The organism is Peribacillus sp. NPDC055009, assembly GCF_053608705.1.
Genome location: NZ_JBSGVZ010000007.1, coordinates 115,643 through 140,513, shown reverse-complemented (window position 1 = coordinate 140,513; position 24,871 = coordinate 115,643). Strand labels below are relative to the sequence as shown.

General features: G+C 37.8%; 23 protein-coding genes. 17 read left to right on the top strand and 6 right to left on the bottom strand.

Annotated elements, in window-relative coordinates; translation table 11 throughout:
• Positions 1-125: 125 nt before the first annotated feature.
• Positions 126-1,568 (top strand): aldehyde dehydrogenase family protein, encoded by a 1,443-nt coding sequence (locus tag ACWF5P_RS13135; protein WP_434167284.1) that lies wholly within the window; start codon positions 126-128, stop codon positions 1,566-1,568.
• A gap of 64 nt (positions 1,569-1,632) precedes the next feature.
• Entirely contained in the window at positions 1,633-2,664 is a 1,032-nt protein-coding gene (locus tag ACWF5P_RS13130; protein ID WP_452444957.1) for an aromatic ring-hydroxylating oxygenase subunit alpha, read from the top strand.
• A gap of 162 nt (positions 2,665-2,826) precedes the next feature.
• Here ACWF5P_RS13130 and ACWF5P_RS13125 read toward each other — a convergent pair whose 3' ends face one another.
• Complete coding sequence (locus ACWF5P_RS13125) at positions 2,827-3,273, bottom strand: DUF5392 family protein (RefSeq protein ID WP_434167282.1); 447 nt, start codon at positions 3,271-3,273, stop codon at positions 2,827-2,829.
• A 460-nt stretch (positions 3,274-3,733) separates the two neighbouring features.
• Between ACWF5P_RS13125 and ACWF5P_RS13120 the strand changes: the two genes are divergently transcribed.
• Both ACWF5P_RS13120 and ACWF5P_RS13115 read left to right on the top strand, forming a co-directional pair.
• The gene (locus ACWF5P_RS13120; protein ID WP_232782911.1) at positions 3,734-4,114 is read left to right on the top strand and encodes a hypothetical protein; all 381 of its coding nucleotides are present in this window, start codon (positions 3,734-3,736) and stop codon (positions 4,112-4,114) included.
• Complete coding sequence (locus tag ACWF5P_RS13115; RefSeq protein WP_434167281.1) at positions 4,104-4,580, top strand: hypothetical protein; 477 nt, start codon at positions 4,104-4,106, stop codon at positions 4,578-4,580. The genes ACWF5P_RS13120 and ACWF5P_RS13115 overlap by 11 nt, the downstream gene beginning before the upstream one ends.
• 128 nt (positions 4,581-4,708) lie before the next feature.
• Here ACWF5P_RS13115 and ACWF5P_RS13110 read toward each other — a convergent pair whose 3' ends face one another.
• The 3 genes from ACWF5P_RS13110 to ACWF5P_RS13100 all read right to left on the bottom strand — a co-directional run bounded on the left by ACWF5P_RS13110 (position 4,709) and on the right by ACWF5P_RS13100 (position 7,075).
• Positions 4,709-5,284: a hypothetical protein gene (locus tag ACWF5P_RS13110; protein ID WP_434167280.1), complete on the bottom strand. Its 576-nt coding sequence runs from the start codon at positions 5,282-5,284 to the stop codon at positions 4,709-4,711.
• 17 nt (positions 5,285-5,301) lie between these two features.
• The gene (locus ACWF5P_RS13105) at positions 5,302-5,877 is read right to left on the bottom strand and encodes a membrane-spanning protein (RefSeq protein WP_434169692.1); all 576 of its coding nucleotides are present in this window, start codon (positions 5,875-5,877) and stop codon (positions 5,302-5,304) included.
• Positions 5,878-5,941: 64 nt separating this feature from the next.
• Positions 5,942-7,075 carry an endospore germination permease gene (locus tag ACWF5P_RS13100; protein WP_434167279.1) on the bottom strand — a complete coding sequence of 378 codons (1,134 nt, stop codon included), beginning with the start codon at positions 7,073-7,075 and terminating at the stop codon, positions 5,942-5,944.
• 763 nt (positions 7,076-7,838) lie between these two features.
• Here ACWF5P_RS13100 and ACWF5P_RS13095 point away from each other — a divergent pair.
• The 10 genes from ACWF5P_RS13095 (at position 7,839) to ACWF5P_RS13050 (ending at position 18,332) form a co-directional block, all read left to right on the top strand.
• Entirely contained in the window at positions 7,839-8,192 is a 354-nt protein-coding gene (locus tag ACWF5P_RS13095; protein WP_434167278.1) for a GNAT family N-acetyltransferase, read from the top strand.
• 720 nt (positions 8,193-8,912) lie between these two features.
• Positions 8,913-10,547: a spore germination protein gene (locus ACWF5P_RS13090; protein WP_452444962.1), complete on the top strand. Its 1,635-nt coding sequence runs from the start codon at positions 8,913-8,915 to the stop codon at positions 10,545-10,547.
• 25 nt (positions 10,548-10,572) lie between these two features.
• Entirely contained in the window at positions 10,573-11,760 is a 1,188-nt protein-coding gene (locus ACWF5P_RS13085; RefSeq protein WP_452444956.1) for a Ger(x)C family spore germination protein, read from the top strand.
• Between the two features lie 6 nt (positions 11,761-11,766).
• Positions 11,767-12,000: a hypothetical protein gene (locus tag ACWF5P_RS13080; protein ID WP_063575803.1), complete on the top strand. Its 234-nt coding sequence runs from the start codon at positions 11,767-11,769 to the stop codon at positions 11,998-12,000.
• Between the two features lie 13 nt (positions 12,001-12,013).
• Complete coding sequence (locus ACWF5P_RS13075; protein WP_452444955.1) at positions 12,014-13,099, top strand: GerAB/ArcD/ProY family transporter; 1,086 nt, start codon at positions 12,014-12,016, stop codon at positions 13,097-13,099.
• A gap of 178 nt (positions 13,100-13,277) precedes the next feature.
• Positions 13,278-14,264: an SIS domain-containing protein gene (locus ACWF5P_RS13070; RefSeq protein ID WP_434167273.1), complete on the top strand. Its 987-nt coding sequence runs from the start codon at positions 13,278-13,280 to the stop codon at positions 14,262-14,264.
• A gap of 114 nt (positions 14,265-14,378) precedes the next feature.
• Positions 14,379-15,665, top strand: coding sequence for an extracellular solute-binding protein (locus tag ACWF5P_RS13065; RefSeq protein ID WP_434167272.1), 1,287 nt, complete (start codon positions 14,379-14,381; stop codon positions 15,663-15,665).
• A 41-nt stretch (positions 15,666-15,706) separates the two neighbouring features.
• Entirely contained in the window at positions 15,707-16,585 is an 879-nt protein-coding gene (locus ACWF5P_RS13060; protein WP_434167271.1) for an ABC transporter permease subunit, read from the top strand.
• An 86-nt stretch (positions 16,586-16,671) separates the two neighbouring features.
• Positions 16,672-17,478: a carbohydrate ABC transporter permease gene (locus ACWF5P_RS13055; RefSeq protein WP_241590391.1), complete on the top strand. Its 807-nt coding sequence runs from the start codon at positions 16,672-16,674 to the stop codon at positions 17,476-17,478.
• A 17-nt stretch (positions 17,479-17,495) separates the two neighbouring features.
• Complete coding sequence (locus ACWF5P_RS13050; RefSeq protein ID WP_452444954.1) at positions 17,496-18,332, top strand: PfkB family carbohydrate kinase; 837 nt, start codon at positions 17,496-17,498, stop codon at positions 18,330-18,332.
• Between the two features lie 38 nt (positions 18,333-18,370).
• Here the strand turns inward: ACWF5P_RS13050 and ACWF5P_RS13045 are convergent, their stop codons facing one another.
• Positions 18,371-19,129 carry a GntR family transcriptional regulator gene (locus ACWF5P_RS13045; protein WP_101222324.1) on the bottom strand — a complete coding sequence of 253 codons (759 nt, stop codon included), beginning with the start codon at positions 19,127-19,129 and terminating at the stop codon, positions 18,371-18,373.
• A 248-nt stretch (positions 19,130-19,377) separates the two neighbouring features.
• On the opposite strand from ACWF5P_RS13045, the gene ACWF5P_RS13040 reads away from it, so the two are divergent.
• On the top strand, positions 19,378-20,571 hold the full coding sequence (locus tag ACWF5P_RS13040) for a M14 family zinc carboxypeptidase (protein ID WP_452444953.1): 1,194 nt from the start codon (positions 19,378-19,380) through the stop codon (positions 20,569-20,571).
• A 249-nt stretch (positions 20,572-20,820) separates the two neighbouring features.
• Positions 20,821-21,885, top strand: coding sequence for a M14 family zinc carboxypeptidase (locus tag ACWF5P_RS13035; protein ID WP_434167269.1), 1,065 nt, complete (start codon positions 20,821-20,823; stop codon positions 21,883-21,885).
• Positions 21,886-22,115: 230 nt separating this feature from the next.
• Here the strand turns inward: ACWF5P_RS13035 and speB are convergent, their stop codons facing one another.
• Positions 22,116-23,084, bottom strand: coding sequence for an agmatinase (gene speB, locus ACWF5P_RS13030; protein ID WP_230176897.1), 969 nt, complete (start codon positions 23,082-23,084; stop codon positions 22,116-22,118).
• Positions 23,085-23,488: 404 nt separating this feature from the next.
• Here speB and ACWF5P_RS13025 point away from each other — a divergent pair, with 404 nt between their 5' ends.
• Positions 23,489-24,835: an APC family permease gene (locus tag ACWF5P_RS13025; protein ID WP_290370117.1), complete on the top strand. Its 1,347-nt coding sequence runs from the start codon at positions 23,489-23,491 to the stop codon at positions 24,833-24,835.
• The last annotated feature ends 36 nt before the right edge of the window (positions 24,836-24,871 follow it).

Here is a 24,871-nt window from a genome sequence, read left to right as displayed (position 1 = left end):
TTAATGTGCCCGACAAAAGAAAACGTTAGGGTATGCAGGAGTCGTTGAAGTATCCATTTAGAAGTTACCAGTTATAAGTAATCCTATTATTTAAAAGTAGAAAAATAGAATACGGAGGAAATCGTATGCGTTACTTAAATTATATTAATGGAAAATGGAAAGAACCCACTACAGGTGAGTATAAGGAAAATCTTAGTCCTCATAATGGAAAAAATTTAGGGGAATTTCCATCAAGTGCTGCGGCTGATTTACATGATGCAGTGGCAGCCGCAAAAAATTCATTTCCTGACTGGAAAAAGCTGTCGTTTCAGCAACGGGCTTCATACTTGCAGAAAGCAGCTGATATTTTGAAAAAGAATATTCAGGAAGTAGGTCAAGATTTGATAAAGGAAGAAGGAAAAACATTCTTGGAAGGGATGGGGGAAGCCAATCGTGCTGCCAGCATACTTGAATATTATGCTGCTGAAGCCCGACAGCCAATCGGGGAAGTAATTCCTTCAGCAAATGCCAATACATTTTTATACACTATTCGCACCCCGCTAGGTCCGGTGGGGTTGATTACCCCATGGAACTTTCCTATCGCCATCCCTGTATGGAAATTGGCGCCGGCCCTGATTTACGGGAATACAGTCGTGATAAAGCCGGCTGATTTTACACCTAAGTCGGTCTACCATGTGATGAAAGCCTTCGATGAGGCGGGTCTTCCACCTGGTGTCATCAATTGTGTATTCGGAAGGGGCTCCGTCATTGGTGCTGCTTTAGTGGAACATCCGGATGTGAAGGCCATATCTTTTACCGGCTCGAATCAAGTAGGTCAGCAAATTCAAAAACAAGCCATTGAGCATGGAAAGAAAGTGCAAGCGGAAATGGGAGGGAAAAACCCGCTTGTCGTCCTCGCCGATGCTGATCTTGAAAAAGCAGTGGAAATAGCTATAGGCGGAGCTTTTAAATCCACAGGGCAAAAATGCACAGCCACTAGCCGGGTGATTGTGGAAGAAGGAATTTATGAAGTATTCCGGGAGCGGCTTGTCGCGCGTACGAAAGAATTAAAAGTGGGCGACCCGCTCAAAGAAGAAACATATATCGGTCCCGCGGTTTCTAGATCACAACGTGATGGCGTGCTTGAAATGATCGATGTTGGGAAATCAGAAGCTACGCTGTTGTGTGGAGGGGAGATTCCGGCAGAAGAGGAATTGGCGAACGGTTTTTATGTCCGGCCGGCTATCTTTGAAAATGTTCCACAACAAGCCCGCATTGCACGTGAAGAAATCTTCGGACCAGTCATCGCCCTTTTTAAGGCCGTAAATTATGAGGAAGCAGTTAAGATGGCCAATGATACAGAGTATGGATTGAGCGCAGCAATTTGTACAAACAATTTAACGTTGGCTCAACGATTTATTGAAGATGTGGAGGTGGGTCTTGTTCATGTCAATTCGGAAACAGCAGGAACCGAACCGCAAATGCCATTTGGCGGATGTAAAAATTCAAGTGCAGGCAGCCGTGAACAAGGGAAGAGTGCCGTTGAATTCTATACAGAGGTCAAGACAGTCTATATGGATCGGGTATAACTAAAATGGTACCATGAATTTTTTAAACTTTTTAATTAGATGATAATCAGGAGGGATTTTCAATATGTCTATTAAAGAAAATGTACAGTTCAGCCCTACACTCCCTTATTCACGGTATGTCGAACCAGAGGCATTCAATGAAGAAAGAAAAAAAATCTTTAGAAAGAGTTGGATATTAGCTGGTCATGCAAGCCAAGTTGAAAAAGTAGGCGATTTCATGACAATAGACATCGCCGGAGAGCCTATTATCGTTTCTCGCGGTACTGATGGTGAACTGCGTGCTTTCTATAATATTTGCCCTCATCGCGGAATGAAAGTAGAAAACTCCGATAAAGGAAATAAGAAAATTTTACAATGCGGTTACCATGGATGGACGTTCAAATTAGATGGAAGTGTGCATAAAACTCCTAATTTTAAAACGAATGAACTGGGAATACACAGTTGTATGAAATCCATTCGCTTAGAAGTTCAGAATGCTATGATTTTTGTCAATCTAGATAAAAATGCACCTTCTATGGCAGAAGCATATCAGGAATTTTTAGAGGAAATGAAAGAGTATCCCTTCTTTGATTCACTGAAACTAGTTAGGGAAACTAAGCGTGTAGTAAAAGCTAATTGGAAAGCCGTTGTTGACAATTACCTTGAATGTGATCATTGTTCCATTGCTCATCCTGGCTTTGCAAAATCCTTTGATATATCAAACTTTTGCACAACGACACACGACAAATTCACCTATCAATATATGACAGCAAGTAAGAATGGCGAAGGTGATCAAGCGCGTTTTTATTGGGTTTGGCCAAATATGATGATTAACGTTTATCCTGGAGACGGGAATGTGAATACCATCCAAGTAATTCCTGTTGATGCCGTTTCCTCGTTAGGAATTTATCGTGATTACTCCCTCGAAGAAAAAATAACCATAGAAAAAGAAGAATATTTTAAATTTGTTGATCAAGTAAGGCAGGAAGACTTTGAACTGGTGGAAAAACTGCAAAAAGGATTAAGTTCCGAGGCATTTACAAATGGTATCTTTTCTCCAACTGAACATGCTGCAGTCTATTTTCATGAACTTATTGATAAAAAGCTCCAGAACTAACAACTAAGCTGCAAATGGAATGCACTTAAAGAAGAAACGTGATACAGAGAATTTTTGAATTTAATAGCCTAAGCAACCAACAAGTGTGATTCGGCAGTTTATCGGATCACACTTGTTGAGTTGTTTCTTTCGTGCTGAGTTTTTTGCTTATTTCTACCGATATTATTCCGGGTTTGAGGATTTGTTCTTCCATTGTTGTTCTTCAGCAAGAAACTCAAAAAAAACATTCATGGCAGTAAGCGGATGCTCATTTACTCTTTTAAAGTAGTTACTTTTTCTGGCATCTGTTAAATAGCTGCTTTTTTTGATTCTATCCAACATATATTGTTGACTAATTTTCACTATTTCTTTTTGGTTGTGTTTGTTTTCTTTTAATAAGGCAAATCCTACAGCTCCCACCAATGCATAGATTCCAAGTGCAATTTTCGAGATGGGTAAAGATTCGTTCTTAAATAAAAGGAAAAAAAGATTAATGACGGAAAAGCCTATCATCACCGTCGAAAAAAAACCGTATTTCATATTTTTCTTCAACAAGGGGGATAATTTTGATTGAAGTTGTTCGATTTCGGCTTGCATGAAACTCGGTATATTATTTATTTTAATATTCATTGTATCCTCCTTAATATTGTTCAAAAATGGCACTGAGAAATCGTACTTATTCAATGAAACAGGAAAAGGAACCTAATAATATATATCTTATCGTTTGGTAACGTGTTTGTCATTTAATATAACCCTTGGACTCTTATAAAGGGAAAAGTACAGCAGTGATGTGAATAAGAATGCCATGTATACTTTGATAACCCAGTTAGACAGCGGTATTGCAGTATGTTGCCTTAATATACTAACAATGGTATTAATGATGAATGGATTATGGTAAAATGGTCCTCAAATGGAAGTTATATTTTTCGTTTTTTGCTTATTATTAGTTATGGATGGCCTTGCCGCGCCTTTTTTTGTCATAAATACGTGACTATTGTGGTATTTAGTACTTTTAAATCGAGTTTTGGCACAAATCCATATATAATTAGAAAGCGAGATATTAGATTCAAAGATTAAGGAGGGACATAAAATGATGGAATGGGCTCTGATCATTTTGTTTGCTGCAGCAGTATTACTGTTCATTTTATCGTTTATTAAAAAGGATTCTGCAAAAGTGGACAGTCAATTGGAACAGCTTGCTATCACTTTTGGAGATGAAATGAATGTATTACAGGAAAAAATCAGGAACATCGAGATAGATGCTGAAATTACGGTGCAAGAGGCAGGCGTTCTAGCAATGACTTCCGAAAAGCGGAACTTGTTGCGTGAAGTACTCGACCTACATAAGCGTGGCTACTCATTTGAAAGCATCGCACTAAAGACAAAACAGCCGGAAGATGAAATTGAAAGCATGCTTACTCCTTACATAAAAACGAAGAATGAAAGGAGAAATGTGGCCAATGACATCTAAATCAATGCGCAGCTTTGCCGGAGGCCTTGTTGTTGCAGCAGGTTTATGCGGTGCAGTGTACTTCTTTGGTCCAGGAGAAGCGACCGGCACATCAGAGAAACTATCAGAAGATGAAATGAAAGAGTCTCTGGCTTCAGAAGGGTATGTCATACATTCAGAAAAAGAATGGGAAGATCAGATTGCTGAAGCACAGTCGATTAAAGATAAAGCGGAAGCGGAAGCGGAAAAAGAAGCGGTAAAAGAACCAACAGAAAAAATCATATACCGTACAGTTCTTACTGTGTCTAAAGGCTCGACAAGCATCGATGTGGGTAAAAACCTACAAAGGGCAAAGGTCATTAAAAATGCCAATGAGTTTTCTGACGCGGTTGAAAAGAAAGGCAAGGCCAACGGTTTACGACCTGGAACATATGTGGTGGATAGTGCGATGACGACGGAAAAAATAATTTCCATCATATTTAAATGAACATAAAAACGACCATCGATAAGATGGTCGTTTCAGTTTGTCTACAAAAGGGATATCGTTATCCCCAACCCCTTGGCAGACAGTCGGCGGAAAGGGAGCGCGTTTATGAAATCAACTGGAACGTTTTTTTATGTTTTCTTTAACTTAATCTTTGTCCGCACTCCGGCCCACACTGCAATGATAAGCCCCCCAACAGTATCTGCGATTAAATCTATCATTGTATCTTTATTTCCCCCACCTTGCAGTGTCATTCCGAATAATTGATCAGAACTAAATTCGTAAATCTCCCAAATGACACCACCAAGTGCTGAGAAGGAGAGGGTAAACAAAAAGACAAACCAAGGGGATATATCTTTGCCTGCATTTCTGTATATCAATCGTTCATATAAAGCAATTCCCGTAAAAGCTAGAAGGGAACCGCTTAGTAAATGTAAGAGTGTATCCCACCATCCCAGTCCATACCAGCCTAAAATAGATCCTAAATATTGTGAACCGAATAAGAAGATTAAATAGGAAATGATAATTGGCAGATTGAATTGAAGCTTGGTAAATAGGGCCAATAAAAGGGGAATTGCTCCACATACCACACCGCCTATCGAAACCAGTGATTTAAAATTTTCATCGTCTGTATAGTAAAAAATAGATAAAGCTGCCATGAAAAGTACATACACTGAACTTATAGAAATAACTAGCTTACGATTCATATGATTACCTCAATAAATTATAATTTTGATTTTTGTAAAATAGAATAAATGGAGATAAGCAGGCCGCCAGTAAGACCGAAAATTATATCGTACATGGTGTCTTTATTACCGCCTCGTTGCATGGTATGAGTAAAAGTGAGATCTCCTACGAACTCATATATCTCCCAAAGGACAGTGGCGATGGTTGAAAGTGAGAGAGCAAAAAGAAAGGTGACCCACCTTGAAACATCTTTTCTCGCTTTTTGAGGAATGAATTGTTTATAAAGAGCAATTCCAACAAAGGCCACGAAAATGCCTTTGTAGAAGTGAAGGCCAGAGTCCCACCATTTAAAATCCACATAAAAATTTGCGATGGACCCTAAAAATGTCGTACAGAAAATAAAAACATAGTAACCGATTATGATTGGAATGTTAAAAGGATTATTTTTTACAAACAATAATATAATGGGCAGGGCACTTACCAATATTCCTCCAAGAGCTACCATCCATCGGGAAGAATCATCTTTTATGAGGTAAAAGATGAGTAAACCAGTCATGAACGCTATAAAAACAACACTAAAAATGATGATTATTTTATGTTTCAATATACTCACCTCATTCATAAATATTCATTACCCGGTAAATTAGGACTTCTGGAATATTTTTGTAATGTTCTTTTTAACCGTTATGGATATTATCATTGTTGGTGCCATGGTGCTTTTTAATGATATTTTTAAATTTAGCCGTGATAAATAATAATAAAGGCATGACCAGACCAAAAGTCGCTGCATGGAATAACCATATATTTTTATTGAATTCCCCGGATGAAGGGACCGTCGGAAAAACAATCAATGAATAAAAAACCATTATCATCCCTAAAGCCGTAGTAAATGGACGATAATCTTTTATATTGAATATGTTTGAAAATACAACAACCGAAACATAAAAATACATAACCGTCCTGGTATAGGTTGTAAAGATCCAAATTGTGGCAATTATAGCTTCGATCCGCATTAGGAAATTCCCTACATTTATTTTTTTTGCCATCGTATAACTTGGAGCGATATTTCTTGCCGTGTTATCGGTTCCAAGAACCAAAATATCCAGCATGATAACTAGAATTAAAATGATTCCACCGATCAATGTGCCAATATAAAAGGCTTTACCCCCTTTTTTACTATCATTGACTTTTGAAGGGAAAATCATTAAAAACATAACAGGAGACAGCGTGAACACGCTGATGAAAAAAAGTGTCCCCCGTATGACAGGTTTGGCTCCATTTTCAAATACTGGCTGAATGTTTTGGATATTGGCTTGAGGAATGATGGATACCAAAAAAATAGTCAGTAATATTAATACGGGTATGAAGAATATTTCCAACGTGCGTGTAAAAGTTTCAATACCAAGGCGAACTGTCAAGATCACAACTGCAGCTAACAATAAATTCAATGCTGCAAGTGGGGTATCTGGCATCCAAAAAGTTTCAATGAAATTCCCCACATAATAAATAGTCTCGGCAGCAGTTGAAAAAGACCAGATAAAAAATGTGAAATTGATCATCTTTCCGACTAAATTACCAAAAACCTTTTCATTTATTTGATCTAAAGGGAGATCAGGATATAAATTACCAACCCTGATGTAGAACCATACAAAAATTAATGCGATTCCTGTCCCAAATAATGCAGCAAGCCACGCATCCTGCTTTGCAAAACCAGCTAAAGGAGAAGGAGTATGTAAAATAACCGTTCCTACCGAATACAAAAGGATAAAAATCATCAATTGATGTGATGAAATTTTGAAACTACCAGGCATTATTTTTCACCTTAATGTTTGTTCCTTCCTACTTAATACCCCTTAGTTTTGGCTATTCATGTTCAAGTTATTCACACGGAATAACTTGAATCGTCATGGCTTTACTTCGACAATCCATTGCCATTTCATTATTCAGGCTCGATTTTGCTGCTTTTTATATTATTCTTATTTCTTATTCCGGAATCAAAATCAAAAATAAACAATCTGTATTTGAAATATGTGTAAACCTCCTTATCTAAAGTTATATGGCCGTTAATCCGAGACAAAATATACAATTGTCAAACACATAGGAAAATAATTTAAAAACGCGTGATGGGTAAATTACTGGAAAAAACATAGCAGAATAATTTTACTTGTCCCACTTTCATTATGCAGCTTCTCTTATTGGTCCAAGCGAAAGTATTTAAATTCCCCCACATCATAATTTTTTAGGAACTGAATATTGGATTTAACTTCCTAATTTTTCATCAAATATCATTTGGTGAGATTTTCCGATTAACCTGCTTCGTTACGTCAATTAAGGGAAAATGCAACAATATTTTGATTTGTAATAGATTTGAGTTGGCGCGATTCTTGCATATTATTATGTGTATATCTATGTGTGTATTTCTAATAAATATGGAGAAAGGAGAAGAATGGGAAACTGTTAGACACACAATTATTGAAACATTTATTTGATGTTTAGTTTGCCCTTGGTTATATGTCAGAAATTTAATCCGGAAGGCGAATCCATTAAAGTAAAAAAAGGTAGGGGAACTTTAGAATGAAAATACCAGTAGAAAATATAGTAGAGTTAACTGTAGAACATCAATTCTTACAGGCTTATCCTATATTAAGTCAATTGCGTACTGATTTGACTTTTAAGGAATATCTAGAATTATTAAATGATATGCGTATGGAGGGTAAAAAGTTATTTGCTTTATATCATGATACGAGCATCGTAGCGTTAGCAGGTATTAGCTGGCGTGAAGATTCACATAATGAGCGCTATGTTTATGTACAAGATTTGGTTACTGATGTAAATCATCGTCCTAGTGGCCTTGGATATAATCTGCTAAGTTATATACATAATTGGGCAAAAGACCAGGGAGCTGAATATATTACATTGGAATCTTGAATTCGGAGCCTTGTTACCATATATAGTTCGTCGCCATTAGCCTTTTCAAAGGCAAGGTGCCTGCACCAAAAAATTAGTTAAAAGCTTCTTATAGAAACTCTGTGGAGATATCTCTGCAGGGTTTTTCTTCATTTATATTTTTTCGTGCCCCTAAACCAGCCAACTTCATACTACTTTAGTCCAACAAGCATAAGTTAAAATCGTTGCCTCGAAAATGATAATAGATTATGCGAATATTGGCAATCTATGCATTTACTCATAGGATACTTATAAACATAACTTCCAATAAATTTCATTAGTTGTGCTTCAGCAAGAAAGTTTTAGATCAATAAAAGACAATTAATATACAAAATTACCTTAAAGCATTTTCATCGGAAACCTACATCGGGTTGTCAAAGAAAATCCATTTTTAATGTTATATCTACTGAACTGACTCCAAAAGAGAAGTTGCTTCCGAGTTTGCAGTGAAGACGGAAGTGGTTAATGTAATTCAATTTTTTTGGAAAAAACAGGTCCAAAAAGGTTAATATCCGAGGCATCTTCAGCAACCTTTAATTGAATTTTGCGCTTGAAAATTAATTGCAATTTATTTTACTTAGATGGATATAATTGCAGCCAAGGTGAAAACATAATTTTAACAGGCTTTTGGTTATGAGGGGGTTAGCATTGAAATCTCGAGTTCCTATCCCATTGAGGAAATTAATTGAAGATAAACAATCAGTGAAAAGTAAAAAACAAGAAGCAGACCCAAAGCAAAGCGAATATCCAAACTCCAGCAAAACTAATAATCACAACCAAAATCCGGTTCAAGCCCAAAACCGAAGTAAAGACTCAAAGAAACATGAAACAAAACTTATCTCTTCTGACCTTCAATTTAACTTAGACCATATTAAGAAAACGGTAGGAAATAGTTCAGACATAGTTATAAGGGATTTTCAAGCAGGTAAAAATGGGCAAATTAAATTAGGCGTCGTTTATACAGATGGATTAACGGATTCAGCTTCCATCCAAGATTTCATCCTCGACACTTTGATGGTTGAAATTCGGAATTCGGAGTTGGACGTTGCGCTCCTTAATCACACTGACTGTTTTGAAATGATAAAATCACATATTCTTCCTGTCGGGGGGATAGTGGAAATAAATGATTTTCAAAAGCTTTTTAACCATGTCTTATCGGGAGACACGATGTTATTGATTGACGGCTCCCCAAAAGGAATGGCACTCGGATCAAGAGATTGGGCCGATCGCGGAGTTCAGGAACCTTCCTCCCAAACAGTAGTCAGAGGACCAAAGGATGGGTTCACTGAAACGCTGCGAACAAATACTGCTTTAATACGACGGAGAATAAAAGATCCTAACCTATGGCTTGAAACAAAACAGATTGGAGAAAAAACGCAAACAGACGTAGCGATTATGTATTTAAAAGGTGTTGCCGATGATAAAACGGTTTCAGAATTGCAAAGCCGGTTAAATAGAATCAATATAGATGCGATTCTTGAGAGTGGTTACATTGAAGAGCTTATTCAGGATGAAGTATACACTCCTTTTCCAACCGTTTATAATACGGAACGACCTGATGCTGTAGCCGCTGCCATTTTAGAAGGAAGGATTGCGATACTAATTGACGGAACTCCGTTTGTCCTTATCGTTCCAGCATTGATGGTGCATTTTTTCCAGTCCAGTGAAGACTATTATCAACGGGCAGACATTGCAACATTAATTCGAGTATTACGGTATTTATCCTTTTTCCTTGCTTTGCTTACACCGTCACTTTATATCGCTGTCTCGACCTTTCATCAAGAAATGCTTCCTACTCCTTTACTCATAAGTCTAGCCTCACAGCGAGAGGGTGTTCCTTTTCCAGCTTTTGTAGAGGCGATGCTTATGGAGGTAGTATTTGAAATCTTGCGTGAGGCAGGTGTGAGGATGCCTAGGGCAATTGGTTCATCCATTTCCATCGTGGGTGCATTAGTTATTGGACAGGCTGCTGTCGAAGCAGGGTTCGTTTCAGCAACAATGGTTATCATCGTGTCCTTAACAGCCATCTGCAGCTTTGTGTTCCCAGCCAATAGTATGGCCATGGCTTTTCGGATGCTTCGATTCTTGTTTATGATCCTTGCCGCTACATTTGGGTTATACGGAATCATTTTAGGGCTGATCGTGATGGTCCTGCATTTAAATAGCATACGATCTTTTGGTTTACCATATTTGGCTCCAAATGCACCATTCATTTTACAAGATCAAAAAGACAATATCATTCGTATGCCGCATTGGTCATTATTAAAGCGGCCTCGGTTGATCAGTAAAAATGATACAGACAGAGGAGAAGTAAGTTCTCCTAAACCACCTAGATAAAATGATGAGATTATGAGGGTTCACTATGAAAAAAATGCTAAAGGTATTTTTAATGCTACCTATAATTTGTTTATCAGGCTGTTGGAGCAGCATTGAGTTGAACGAACTTGCCATCGTTACTGCCATGGGAATTGATAAAAAAGAAGATGGGTATCTTGTAACCGTCCAAGTTCTAAATTCGAGTGAGCTGGCAGGTGATGCCCGGTCCGGCCGCACGGAAGTTGTAACCTTCAGGAAAAGCGGTGCAACCATTGCTGAAGCAATTAGAAGCCTATCAACTGATGTACCAAGGAGGTTATATGTCGCACATCTTCGTGAAATAGTCTTTGGTGAGGAAATGGCCAGGGCGGGAATTGCAAAGCCTCTGGATGTCCTTTCCCGGCAAAAGGAGTTGCGTTCGGATTTCTATATGACCGTTGCGAAGGGTGCAACTGCTTATGAAACGCTTAATGTGCAAACGGCCCTTGAAAAAATACCGGCAAATAAAGTTTTTGATGCCTTGGAAAATTCAGAGAGAAGGTGGGCACCGACAAGGACGGTCACTTTGGATGAGCTGGTCAGCAGTATCGTCAGCAAGGGCAGACAGGCCATGCTAACGGGGATTTTCGTTTATGGTGATCCCGAAGCAGGAAGCAATGTTACGAATGCACAAAATATCTCTCCGAAATCCGGCTTGCGTTTGGATTATCTTGGAGTATTCAAGAAGGATAAACTTGTCGGCTGGTTAAACAGGAACGACAGTAAAGGTGTTAGTTACATTACGGATCATGTTAAGTCCACCGCGGTAAATATTCCATGTGAAGGTGACCAAATTACGGTCAACACGACAAGTACAAAAACGAAAATCAAGGGAAAAATGGAAAAAGGAAATCCGAAAATTGATATAAATGTCACGTCAGAAGGGAGTATAGGTGAAGTAGAATGCACAATTGATTTAACTAAACCCGAAAAAATCGAAGAATTGAATAAAAGATACGCAAAAGACATTAAGGATAAAATAGAAGGATCGATAAAAACGCTTCAAGAGAAGTATCAAAGTGACATCTTCGGTTTTGGTGACGAAATTCATAGAACCGATCCTAAAGCATGGAAACGTTTAGAAGGAAATTGGGATCAGGAATTCGCAAAATTGGACGTGAATGTAACCGTTAAAGCAAAGATTCGCAATTTAGGCACCATATCAGAATCCTTTCAAAAAGAAATCGAGGAGTAAAGATCAATGTGGGCAATTATTGGAACAGTGTGTACTGGAGCTATTATTTCATTTTTCGAAATACCACCCCTTATCAAAAAGAAATGCTGGAAGGAAATTGTCATTTTCATTTTATTGCTTTTAGTTGGCATGACGTTGAGTATTTTAATTATCAAGGATGTTACCATTCCCACTCCTATAGACTGGATAACGAAAATATATAGTCCACTCGCTCATTTCATGGATCGTATTTTATCCTAGGGAGGTATCGAATATGCTCGAAAAAGGAAAAATCAGCTCTGGTGAATTTCTAATAATGGTCATCATATTCACCATAGGAGGAGCGATACTTACTTTACCTTCCGTACTTGTCTCTTTAGCAAAACAGGATGGCTGGATTGCCTATATCTTAGCTACTCTCATCGGTTTATGTTTCGTTTTCTTATTTACCCGGCTCGCATCACTTTACCCATCCATGACTTATATAGAAGTTAATGAAAAAATATTTGGGAAATGGATCGGGAAGATATCTGCAATCCTATTCTTATTTTATTTATATTACCTTTCTTCAGCGTTACTTAGTGAAATTGGGAATTTTTTTTCAACTCAGGTCCTGGTTGAGACACCTATGGAAATGATAATGATCTTGTTTATATTAACAAGCTTATTTGGTGCACGGCTAGGATTGGAAGTTATCTGCCGGACTGCATTAATCTTTTTTCCTTGGCTTGTACTGCTGCTTTTCATATTATTCGTATTTCTTATCCCGGATATCAATATCGAAAATTTGCAACCTATATTTGAAGAAGGCATGAAACCGATAATGGGGGGATCATATCACTCTTTAGCACTGCCTTATGTTCAGCTTGTTTTCTTTTTAATGATCACTCCATATGTAAACGAAAAGACTAAAGTGAAGAAAAACTTTTATTTAGGAGCTTTGTTAGGTGGCGGCGCTCTTTTCTTAGTGATCATTTTCAGTATCCTCGTATTGGGTGCTGATAATACAGCAAGATTGACCTATCCTTCTTATGAATTGGGGATGAGGATAAGCATCGGTAATTTTTTTGAAAGGGTCGAGGTCATTGTGGCCTTCATTTGGGTTTTTACAGAGTATTTTAAGTTGACCATATGCTTTTATGGACTCGCTTTAGGAATAGCTCAATTGCTAGGATTAAAAAATTACAAAATTCTTCTATTCCCATTAGCTTTTCTAATTCTCACTTTTACCATCTTTTCGCATCCCGATATCGTGCATTATCAAAACTTTATGGCTACAGCCTGGACACCATTATCCTTAACGATTTGTTTTATTCTGCCATTGTTATTATTAATGGTTGGGAAAATCAGAAAAAAGTAAGAAGTGTATCACATTGATGTTCAAGTGGACGTTTATTACATCTGTAAATATAAATTTGCCAAGAAAGTAATAAATGAAATATTCTGACAAATACATTGACTATATAAAGCTTATGATTTAATATAACAATATATAACATTACATAATGTTGTATATCAAATATTAAAGGAGTGGGAAAATGAGTAAATCGGTTATTAATGTAAAAAGTAATGTAAAAACAGTATTGGATCAATTAAAGGGTAGGAAAATTAACAATATTTATTTTGTAGCATGCGGGGGATCTTCTGCCATCATGTATTCAGCTAAGTATATACTGGATCGTGAAGCTGAAAATATAACATCCGATCTATATAGTTCAAATGAGTTTATACATCGTAATCCACAACAACTAGGGAAGGAATCTTTAGTAATTTTATGCTCTATGTCTGGAACAACTCCCGAAACGGCAGAAGCGGCTAAGTTTGCAAAAAGTAAAGGTGCGTTTACTGTGGCATTAACGAACGAACCAGGATCACCATTAGCCCAAAATGCGGACCTTTTCATTAAATATGAATGGGGTAACGGTGTAAACGCCTTTGATACAAACCTGAGTGTTTTATATCAACTAGTTTTTGGTGTACTTCATTTAGCGGAAAATAATGAGAAGTTTGGAAAACTAGTATCAAGTTTAGAGAATTTACAGCCAGTGTATGAAAAAGCCCTGGAGCAAGAAGCTTCTAATGCAAGAGTATTCGCCCAATCCCATGCAAAAGAACCTGTTATCTATACAATGGCAAGCGGTTCCAACTACGGGACAGCCTATTCTTTCAGTATTTGTATCTTAATGGAAATGCAATGGATACACTCACATGCCATTCATGCGGGCGAGTACTTCCATGGACCATTCGAAATTATTGACGAAAATGTACCGTTCATCATTCTATTGGGATTGGATGAAACAAGACCATTAGAAGAAAGAGCTTTATCTTTTTCTCAGCGTTATGGCAAAAAGCTAACGGTGCTAGATGCAAAACAGTATGATCTTGATGGTATCGATGAAGAAGTAAAAGGGTATATTGCGCCGCTTATCTTAAATCGTGTATTGCGTCAATATGCAGAAGAATTAGCGGAAGCGCGTAATCATCCTTTAAGCAAGAGGCGTTATATGTGGAAAGTAGAATACTAATAATTGAAGAAAACTTAATATTCTGTATATTTTTTACGAATTATACTATAATGTTTTATAACATTATAGTATAATTTCCTGATGATAAAAGCATTTATAATAAGGAGGGTATTCATGAGAAAAACAAAACTTATAATCGCATCATTTTTAAGTTTATCTTTAATGCTAGGGGGATGTTCTGGTGAAAAAACATCTTCAGAATCAGATGTTGGAAAAACTACCTTAACATTTTTCCATAGGTGGCCAAAGGAACCTGAAAAAACTTACTTTAATGAAGTTGTAAAAGAATTTGAAAAACAAAACCCCGATATCAATATTAAAACCGAAGCAGTGCTAAATGATTCGTATAAAGACAAAATTAAAGTAATGACTGGTACAAATAATCCACCTGATGTTTATTTCTCATGGAGTGATGAATTTGCCAGTCAGTTTGTGCGAGGGAATAAAGCTTTGGATTTAACTTCTTATTATGAAAACGATCCGGAATGGTCTTCTCAACTCGTTCCATCCCAAGTCAAACCGTATACATTTAATAATAAGGTGTATGGTGTCCCCGTAACAATGGATGGGAAAATGTTTTTCTATAACAAGGATGTCTTCGAAAAATTGAACATAAACCCGCCTAAAACCTGGAATGAATTAATCGACGTGTTAAAAGTGTTAAAAAAGAATAACTACACAGCCATTCAATTCGGCAGTCAAGACACTTGGACAATTTCACATTATTTGGGCACATTGAATCAACGCCTTGTTAGACCGGAAGTGCTGACAATGGATTATAATCGAAAAACCGGAAAATTCAAGGATGACGACTACATAAAAGCGCTTGAAAAATTCCAAGAGTTATTACCTTATTTTAATGAGAATACGAATTCAATAGATCACGAATATGCTAGGCAGCAATTTTCAAACGGTAAGGCACCCATGATTTATGCTGAATCGGCAGAAATCAAGCTATTTGGACCCACTAAGTTTGAACTTGGAATGTTTAACTTTCCTGAAGTAGAAGACGGAAAAGGCAATCAAACAAATCTAACGGGTTCTCCTGAGGGCTTTATGATTTCTTCCAAGACAAAGCATCCTAAAGAGGCGATGGAGTTTTTAAAGTTTTTAACCACTAAACAGATGGGAGAGAAACTAGTCACTGATGTGGGCAAGTATAGTGCAGTTGAAGGTACAGTGAATGAAAATAATTCTTCCCCGGAACAGCTTGAAGCGGTTCAAAGCATATTGAAGGCCAATGAAATGGCTCCATGGTTTGACATGAGTATTGATGCGCGTATTGCAGATGCTTATTTAACAGGAGCACAAATGATGTTAAATGGAGATAAAACACCTAAACAAATCATGCGTGATGTTCAAAAAGCTGCCGATACTGTTAGAATCGAAGCGGGAAAATAAGGGAAATCATTTTTCCGTTTTATTAAGGGAGTGATCTTTTAATGATAAAACTCGATAAATTTGTACCTTATCTATATCTTCTTCCAGCCTTAGTTTTTTTACTGCTAGTTTATATCCCCATTTTCCAGAATATTGGCGACAGTCTGTATAATTGGAGTACTTTTTCACCAAATAAAGCATTTGTAGGGTTGGACAACTACTTTACTTTGTTTGAAGATCCCGTATTTTATGAAGCTTTAAAAAATAATATTCTTTATGCAGTCATTTCAATTGTTTTCCAAGTATTTGGAGGGTTAATTGTTGCAGCTGTTTTAGAAGATAAATTGATCCGTAAATTTTCACCCATCTTTCGTACAGTCTATTTCTTACCAGTCGTCGTTTCAATGACAGTCATAGCGTTGCTGTTTTCATTTTTTTACAACCCGGAAGTGGGGTTGTTAAATCAGTTTCTTAAAACGATTGGATTGAATAATTTAGCACTGCCATGGTTGGGCGATGGTGATACGGCAATCTATGCAGTCATTGCTGTCTCACAGTGGCAATCGATTGGTTATATAGCCATGTTATATATCGTATCCATTCAAAAAATTTCACCTGAGCTATATGAGGCAGCTGAAATTGATGGAGCGAATAAAATAAAAACGTTTTTTCACATTACGGTTCCAGAAACGAAGGAAATGACATTTGTAGCCGTAATCTTAACACTGACAGGTGCTTTTACAGTGTTTAATGAGCCATATATCTTAACCGGAGGGGGTCCGGGAACTTCTTCGGAAGTCCTAAGTACCTATTTATATAAAACGGCTTTTTCAAAAGATATGATGGGATATGCTTCAGCCATTGCAACGGTTATCCTAATTATTACGTTACTTATTTCTCTTGTTCAAATGAAAATATTTAAAACAGGAAAGGGGGACTAATAATGGAGATGCCTAAATCAACGATCAGAGTACCGGAATTAGTTGTTAAAAATCTAAAATATGCAAGGAAAAGAAAAGACTATAATATGAGAGTAGCACTAGTCTATGCAGGTTTAATCGCATACTTTCTTGTTGTAGCCTATCCCTTATTATGGATGGTCATCAGTTCTTTTAAAAGCACAGAGGAAATTTTTAACCATAGTTGGTCCCTTCCTCATACATGGTTGTTTGAAAATTATGTAACAGCCTGGAATAGTGGGATTTCTTCCTACTTTTTAAATAGTGTCATGGTTACTGGTTTGACATGTATTCTAACGGTATTAGTAAGTGCATTAGGTGCCTACGGATTATCTCGCTTTGATTTTCGTGGAAAGGCTTTCATTTTGGTCATATGCTTAGGGGGGTTGATGCTATCTCCCCAAGTAAGCCTGATCCCTTTGTATAATATAATTCAGAAGCTAGGTATATATAACACCCATTGGGCATTAATCTTACCTTATGTAGCATACAGAATTCCGCTAACCATCTTGTTGATTCGGGCCTACTTCCTGTCCATTCCGAAAGAACTTGAAGAGGCTGCCCGGTTGGATGGATGCACAAACCTTGGAATCCTTTTTAGAATTTTCATCCCTATGAGTAAGCCTATTTTATTAACAACGACAATTTTAACAGCTTACTATACATGGAATGAATTCATGTTCGCGATCATCTTTATAGATGATGATAGTTTACGTACGATACCTGCCGGTTTAATGCAATTTCGGGATGCACTGCAAACCGATTGGGGAGTGTTACTTTCTGGATTAACGATTTCAGCGGCACCTATCGTCATTTTATTTTTATTCATGCAGAAGTACTTTATCCGTGGAATTGCTAGTGGAAGTGTAAAATGATAACAGGGGGAACAGGTATGAAATTAATTGGAATTGGCGATAACGTAGTAGATTTTTATAAAGATCAAGGAAAGATATATCCTGGCGGCAATTCATTAAACGTGGCAGTATTGTGCAATCGTTTAAATGATGAGCAATCTTCATATATTGGCATTGTAGGAAATGACGGGGCAGCAGACCATGTGTTAGCGGCATTGCAAAAGGAAAAGATAGAGATTAGTAGAGTAAGACAAGCAGTAGGAGAGAATGGTATGGCAGTCGTCGCGTTGGATAAGGACGGGGACCGAATTTTTATTGGTTCGAATAAAGGGGGAATTCAATCCAGATTGGGGATCGTACTGAATGACAAGGATTTGGATTATATTCGGCAACACGACCTTCTTCATACAAGTGTATATAGCCGAATAGAGAATAACCTTCCAATATTAAGCCAATTCATTGAAATTTCTTTTGATTTTTCGACAAATCAAGAGGATCACTATTTACAAAAGGTTTGTCCGTTTGTGAATTATGCATTTTTTTCCGGAAGCAATTTAAACGAGGCAGAGTGCAACGCACTTATTCAAAAGGTTCATTCGTTTGGCACAAAGGTGATATGTGTTACTCGTGGGGAAAAGGGGGCACTTTTATCGACTGAAAATCAAATATATGAACAAGCTATTATCCAAACCAAAGTTGTAGATACGTTGGGGGCGGGAGATTCCTTTATTGCTGGTTTTCTCTCATCGTACGTTCAAGGACAAGATGTATATAAAGCTTTACAGAAAGGAGCATTAGTCGCCTCCCAAACCTGTCAGGATTATGGTGCTTTTGGGTATGGCAAAGTATATAATCCAGATCATATGATGGTTTAAAATGATGCATCGATGAATAAAGGTAACGAGATCCCGGATTAGGAGGGGGATTCGTTACCTTTTTCTTGCGATATTGAACTATCAATCGTAAAGGTCACGCGATTAGCAGGATAATATAGGAAGGATGAATGGATAGGCTGCTTCTTACCGTCATATGCCACTTTCTCCACTTTGAAAAGGGGATCTCCCACTTCGCATTCTAAATATTTTGCTTCATCTGCATTTGCCAATACCATATTTAAAAGTTTCGTGTTATGAACAGGAGTTATATTATATTTATGCTTTATGATATCATACATGGAAACAGAGTTATGGACATGTTGATTTAAATTTGGCAGGATCTTTAAGGAATAATGTGAAATTTCTAAGGTGAGAGGTTGATTATCATAGTATAAGATCCGTTGTAATTCAAGAACATCACTTTCAGGAGTAATCTCCAAGGATTTGGAAATATTAGCCGGTGCAGGCAGTATTCCAAATGAAAGGATTTTAGTTTGAGGTATCTTCCCTAATTCTGACATATATTCAGCATGCCCATTTACAGCAAATAATTCTCTTTTTACTTTAGGGTATTGGACAAACGTTCCCTTTCCCTGTTGGCGTATTAGCAGCCCCTCTTCCACCAGATCCAAAACCGCTTTTCTTACAGTAATGCGACTTACTCCATATATGTCGCATAAATCTGTTTCGGTTGGCAATCTTTCGCCAGAAGAGTAAATACCTTTGTTTATATCTTCGATGATAGATTGCTTTAATTGCATGTATAATGGCGTAGAACTATTAGTGTTGAGTTTCATATTTTCCCCTTTCTCGTATTTTTCCTCTAATTATAACGTAATGTGATGTTATAGTACAAATCATCAATTCGACAGACCGCGAACAACAATCCTCGATAAAAATGTCACGTTTTTTTTTGCCTGAACTTAAAGCAGATGCCCAAATCATAAAATAGCCATAATACGACATCAAATTCCAACAAATTTCTACTTTCCCATTTTGTATAATGAGATAGAAAAATAATTTGAGGGAGAGTGATTATTGTAATATGAAAAACAGGAAAGTTATTTCAACTCTGGGAGTTGCCATTTTATCGGCGAGTATTGCGGCACCAACATTTGCAGCTAATGAAACAGCCCCGGGAACACCCATTCAACAAACTTATTCGGTTTCAGGTTTCACAGATCATGCTGAACTAGGAAAAAAGCTAGAACAAATTGAGAGTGATAGCCAAGGTAAAGTAAAAGTGGATGTAGCTGGATATTCCAATAGAAATAGAGAAATCTATAAAGCAACCGTGGGAACTGGCGACAAAGTCGTTTTAATTCAAAGTGAGATTCATGGAAATGAGAAAACCGGTACGGATGCCATCTTGAATATCTTGAAGTTTTTGGGGACCAACTCTCCTGAAGCAGAGAAAATTCGTAAAGAAATTACCCTGGTCGCTTTGCCTAAAATGAATCCGGATGCTGCTGAATTGAACCGTCGGGGAAATGATATGACCTGGGCAGAGGTCGTGGAACAGTTTCCACAGTTAGCAGGAGCGAATCCATCTTGGAACTATTATACATACAAAAATGAATCATTCGATTATGAGTCCAAACCTGGTTTCGATGTCAATCGTGACTTTAATCCTGATTTGAATTATATTCCCCAAGCTAAAGACTTCCCTGGAAAATCATCCACCCCTGGCTGGTTCATAACACCTGAATCACAAACAACACGTGATGTTTACAAGTCTCTACTGAAGCAATACGGAAAGGTGGAGATTTTTGTGGACTTGCATCACCAAGCTCCCTATTATGAAGTTGATGGAACGGATGATTTAGTCACATACTCGATTTCCGCTCAATTTGTTCCAGATCCAAGCTCGCCTTCAGGACAAGATTATGCCAAATATTCAAAAAACTATAATTATGATTTTTCCAGACAATTGAATGTAGCGGTATATAATGCTATGAAAGAACAAGGTAATTCTCCATATGGAAATATATCCTTATATCCGCAAAACCAAAACCTTCCTGGAACGGCTTTAGGAGCCTTTGCTTTAAATGGAAGTGGGACAGTGCTCTTTGAAGTTAGAGGCCAAACACAGTCCTTTGGCCAAAAGAAAAAAGGCATGCTCATTAAAGCAGTTGAAAGAGGGTTATATGGAATTATTGATGGAGTTACTGATGGATCAGTATATAAAATCAATCCGGAACAATACGAGTCAATTCCATTGACGGAGGGCAGGCAATAATAAATATTTGGTGAGTGTATCAACTTCCAGCCTAGATTGAAGTAACCAGACGGGTGTCCGCCTGGTTTTTCTTCATCGGGAACATTTGAATATCGCCTTTGCAGAAGTAATTCCTTCAAGTTATATTGTGTAGAAGAAAACTATTTGGAAACATAGTTATTTTTCACTATTAACATAAAGTAGTAAAAATGTCAGAATATTATTAATAGTTATTTTTCTGATTATTATATTTTATAAGGAGGGTTTTTATTGAATTTTAAAAAGAAGGTTCTATCAGTTTCATTATCTAGTTTAATGACCTTAAGCGCAGTAACAGCTGTTGCGCTACCAGTCGGAGCGGTTGGAAATGGCCCCAGTGCTGGAAATGGACAAGTTACAACTTCAAATCTTCATACATATGAAAGCCTTGTAAGCTATCTTAAAACGCAGGATGCAAAACAAGAAAGGCTGGCACTGGAAGTAATCGGGGAAACGGTAAAAGGGAGGGATATTTACCTAGCGAAGTACATCTCAAATCCTAAGAATCCTACTATACTATTTTTGACTCAACAGCATGGAAATGAACAACTGACTACTGAGGGTGCACTCGAATTCATTAAACATCTAGGCACGAACAAGACTAAAGGTATTTTGGAAAATGTTAATATACTGATCATTCCCATGTTAAACGCAGATGGGGCCATGGGAGATGTTAATTTCCCTCTTGATGACTATTTAGCAAAAGGTGATCGGCATCTAACACGGGCAAATGCAAATGGGATCGACTTGAACCGTGAGCATGATAAAAAAACTGATAACATGCAAGTAGAGGTAAAGGCTTTACACGAAAATGTATTTGCGAAATACGATATAGACTACATGATAGATTTACATCATCAAGGGACGCTAAGCGAAACGGACGGTGAACTTGTTTCAGGTTCAATTCTTTATCCTACAAACGCAAAGGTAAAGCCTGAAGTGTTAGAAGCCTCAAAAAAACTGGGTGCTGTTGTATATAACTCCATTGAACCAACTGGTTGGGGGCATATTGGTAGGTATGATGGCGGTTCTGGAGAAAATATAGGCCGTAATGGTGCAGCCGTTCGCTATGATATTGCTACACTTCTTTTTGAGATGCGAGGTATGTCGGACCACAATGTCGAGTCAGTAGCGCTTGGACAAAAAAGTAATGGCTATCTAATAAAGCAAACGGTAACCACTTTGGATGCAGCTGTCAGAGCTATTGCCGATGATTCAATTGAAACGGTTGATGCAAGCTTTTGGGACACTCTGCCAACACAATCCAATCGTCCCGGGTTAGAATCGGACGAATAAAATGAAGACACATTCCATTCTTTCAGATGGGATGTGTTTTTTTATTTTCCTACACCCTAGTAGCTTGAACTTGTTCATCAGACTATATGAAATGATTTATAGTGGAAATAGCAGGACAAGATAAAAGATTACATAGAAAAAAGGCATCTGCTTTCACTAAAAGCAGATGCCTTTTGAACGATTACAGTTTGTACCTGATTTGTCCCTACGTTAATAGTGGGTGTTTGCTCCTATAAGCTTTTTTCGGTTGAATTCTCCTTTTTTTGTTCTTCTTTTAGTTGTAAGGCTACTAAACTGGCAAAGTCATGAATGATGGTGGCTGCCAATAGTGAAGTAATTTGTGTTGGATCATACGGCGGGAGGACTTCCACCAGGTCGAACCCAATAAAGTTGAACCCTTGCAGAGAGCGTATCATCTCTAGGGTTTCAAAGCTATTTAGACCGCCGACCTCCAATGTGCCAGTTCCAGGAGCGCAGGATGGATCAACAAAATCAATATCAAAGGTCAAGAAACATGGTGTATCCCCAATGGTTTTCTTGACTTCCTTCACGACATCTTCGATTCCTCTCTTCTTCAGCTCGGGCGTTGTTATCACATTGTAGCCTAGATCTGTACTGGAATCTAAATCTCCTGGATGATTGAGCGTACCTCTGATGCCAATCTGGAAAACTTTATCCGTTTGGAGCAAACCTTCCTCATATGCACGGATAAACGGCGAACCATGCCAGTATTTTTCCTCATAATAAGTATCCCAGGTATCTGTATGTGAATCAAAATGAAGAAGTGCAACAGGACCGTGTATTTTTGCGGCTGCTCTTAGATTAGCCAATGTTACTGAATGATCTCCTCCGATTCCTATTGGAATGATCCCGTTTTTCATCAAGTCTGACATGGCCTTTTCAATTAACTCATAGCTTCGATGTATATTATGGGGAATCACCGAAACATCCCCAATATCAATTGCATTACATTCGTCAAACGGAAATACCTTGTGAATGGGATGATAAGGAAACAACGTCATGGATGCTTGGCGGACTGCCTGTGGAGCAAAACGGGCTCCTACCCTGAATGAAGCAGCTGTATCAAAAGGCATACCTACCACTGCCAATTTGGCATTTTCTCTTGTAGAAGGTAAGCGCATAAATGACCCTGTGGTACAAAACTCTGGTTGAACATCAGGTGATAAAGGATATTTCATTTTTCTATTCCTCCATTTTCTTATAACTTAATAGGTTTTGAAACTCATATAGGTATTTATGCAATTACCATGCCAAGTCACAGGCAGTGATTTCTTGCGGTTTCTAACCAGGTAACATGTGCTTGGAATATGCAAAGGCGAATAATTTATGGGAGATTGAATCGCCGATGGAAGAGATGCTGAAAGACTTCATTTCTATGAATCAATCTTTTTCGATTAAAAATACAGGAATTAAGTAGCATTTTAGGCGTTTTTCGTTTGTCGAAGTAAACAGAAATCATGTGGCACAGAAATTGCATTTAGGTATATAGGTAAAACTTTTAAAAAAGAGGGAGGCATGGAGATTTATCTAGTTAAGAAAATGAACCCACTAGTTTGAAAGCGGTTTCAAGGAGGAATGATAGGTGGAGAATGAGGTTACATTGAAAAGATCACTGAAGTTATGGCAAATCGTTATGATGGGGTTAGCATATATGACCCCCATGGTCGTATTTGATACATTCGGCATTGTATCTGGGATTACGGGCGGCCATGTGCCGACTGCCTATATCGTTGCATTGGTGGGGATGCTTTTTACAGCTGCCAGCTATGGAAAACTTGTAAAGGTTTTTCCTGCTGCAGGTTCTGCCTACACTTATACACAAAAGGCAATAAACCCGCATTTAGGATTCTTGGTAGGATGGTCTTCGTTGTTAGACTATTTGTTTTTACCTATGGTAAATGCATTGTTAACCAAAATTTATCTGACAGCATTATTTCCAGGTGTTCCTACATGGATTTGGGTATTATTGTTCGTAGCAATCGTCACCATTCTCAATCTCAGGAGCGTCAATGTACTTGCAAACTTTAATGCGCTTTTTGTTTTAATTCAGATTGCCATCATGGCAGTGTTCATCATTCTTGTTGTCAAAGGCTTGAATAATGGAGAAGGTACAGGAGAAGTGTTTACAATAATCCCTTTCGTAAATGAAGGAATGGATTTCTCGGCCATAATAACCGGGGCCACAATCCTTTGTTTTTCCTTTTTGGGATTCGATGCGGTAACGACACTATCTGAGGAAACGCCGGATCCGAAAAAAACGATACCAAAAGCGATATTTTTAACTGCACTTTGGGGTGGAATCATCTTCATTACCGCATCTTTCTTTATTCAGCTCTTTTTTCCGGATATATCCCGTTTTAAGGAACCGGATGCTGCATTACCGGAAATCGCCCTTTATGTAGGCGGGAAGCTATTTCAATCCATTTTTCTTTGTACGACTTTCGTCAATACGCTAGCCTCGGGACTAGCATCACATGCCAGCGTGTCCCGTCTTTTGTATGTTATGGGCCGTGATAAAGTGTTTCCGGAAAAATGGTTTGGATTTATTCATCCTAAGTGGAAGACACCAGCGATTAATGTACTCATAGTTGGAGTCATTTCAATGTCGGCTTTATTCTTTGATTTAGTGACAGCAACGTCACTGATCAACTTTGGTGCTTTAATGGCATTTACCTTTGTAAATCTGTCAGTGATCAGCCATTTTATCATTCGGGAAAAGAAGCATCGAACGATAAAGGGGTGTATTCAATACTTAATCATGCCTTTAATTGGTGCTATAGCAATTGGCATTCTTTGGATCAACCTTGAGACAAGTTCCCTAATAATGGGGACAAGTTGGTTCATTATTGGTTTTTGTTATCTATTATATATCACAAAGGCATTCCGGAAAGCTCCGCCCCAATACCAAGTTGAAGAAATTCAGCTATAGGATTTTCCAAGAAAAAACGCATCCGATAAGGATGCT

Excerpts from the sequence above, each read along its gene's own strand:
- ACWF5P_RS13120 (WP_232782911.1), top strand. The coding sequence starts at position 3,734 with ATGATGGAATGGGCTCTGATCATTTTGTTTGCTGCAGCAGTATTACTG.
- ACWF5P_RS13065 (WP_434167272.1), top strand. The coding sequence starts at position 14,379 with ATGAGAAAAACAAAACTTATAATCGCATCATTTTTAAGTTTATCTTTA.
- ACWF5P_RS13135 (WP_434167284.1), top strand. The coding sequence starts at position 126 with ATGCGTTACTTAAATTATATTAATGGAAAATGGAAAGAACCCACTACA.
- ACWF5P_RS13055 (WP_241590391.1), top strand. The coding sequence starts at position 16,672 with ATGAGAGTAGCACTAGTCTATGCAGGTTTAATCGCATACTTTCTTGTT.
- ACWF5P_RS13130 (WP_452444957.1), top strand. The coding sequence starts at position 1,633 with ATGTCTATTAAAGAAAATGTACAGTTCAGCCCTACACTCCCTTATTCA.
- ACWF5P_RS13040 (WP_452444953.1), top strand. The coding sequence starts at position 19,378 with ATGAAAAACAGGAAAGTTATTTCAACTCTGGGAGTTGCCATTTTATCG.
- ACWF5P_RS13100 (WP_434167279.1), bottom strand. The coding sequence starts at position 7,075 with ATGCCTGGTAGTTTCAAAATTTCATCACATCAATTGATGATTTTTATC.
- ACWF5P_RS13115 (WP_434167281.1), top strand. The coding sequence starts at position 4,104 with ATGACATCTAAATCAATGCGCAGCTTTGCCGGAGGCCTTGTTGTTGCA.
- ACWF5P_RS13045 (WP_101222324.1), bottom strand. The coding sequence starts at position 19,129 with ATGAAACTCAACACTAATAGTTCTACGCCATTATACATGCAATTAAAG.
- ACWF5P_RS13050 (WP_452444954.1), top strand. The coding sequence starts at position 17,496 with ATGAAATTAATTGGAATTGGCGATAACGTAGTAGATTTTTATAAAGAT.
- ACWF5P_RS13060 (WP_434167271.1), top strand. The coding sequence starts at position 15,707 with ATGATAAAACTCGATAAATTTGTACCTTATCTATATCTTCTTCCAGCC.
- ACWF5P_RS13085 (WP_452444956.1), top strand. The coding sequence starts at position 10,573 with ATGAAAAAAATGCTAAAGGTATTTTTAATGCTACCTATAATTTGTTTA.
- ACWF5P_RS13080 (WP_063575803.1), top strand. The coding sequence starts at position 11,767 with ATGTGGGCAATTATTGGAACAGTGTGTACTGGAGCTATTATTTCATTT.
- ACWF5P_RS13110 (WP_434167280.1), bottom strand. The coding sequence starts at position 5,284 with ATGAATCGTAAGCTAGTTATTTCTATAAGTTCAGTGTATGTACTTTTC.
- ACWF5P_RS13125 (WP_434167282.1), bottom strand. The coding sequence starts at position 3,273 with ATGAATATTAAAATAAATAATATACCGAGTTTCATGCAAGCCGAAATC.
- speB (WP_230176897.1), bottom strand. The coding sequence starts at position 23,084 with ATGAAATATCCTTTATCACCTGATGTTCAACCAGAGTTTTGTACCACA.
- ACWF5P_RS13095 (WP_434167278.1), top strand. The coding sequence starts at position 7,839 with ATGAAAATACCAGTAGAAAATATAGTAGAGTTAACTGTAGAACATCAA.
- ACWF5P_RS13075 (WP_452444955.1), top strand. The coding sequence starts at position 12,014 with ATGCTCGAAAAAGGAAAAATCAGCTCTGGTGAATTTCTAATAATGGTC.
- ACWF5P_RS13070 (WP_434167273.1), top strand. The coding sequence starts at position 13,278 with ATGAGTAAATCGGTTATTAATGTAAAAAGTAATGTAAAAACAGTATTG.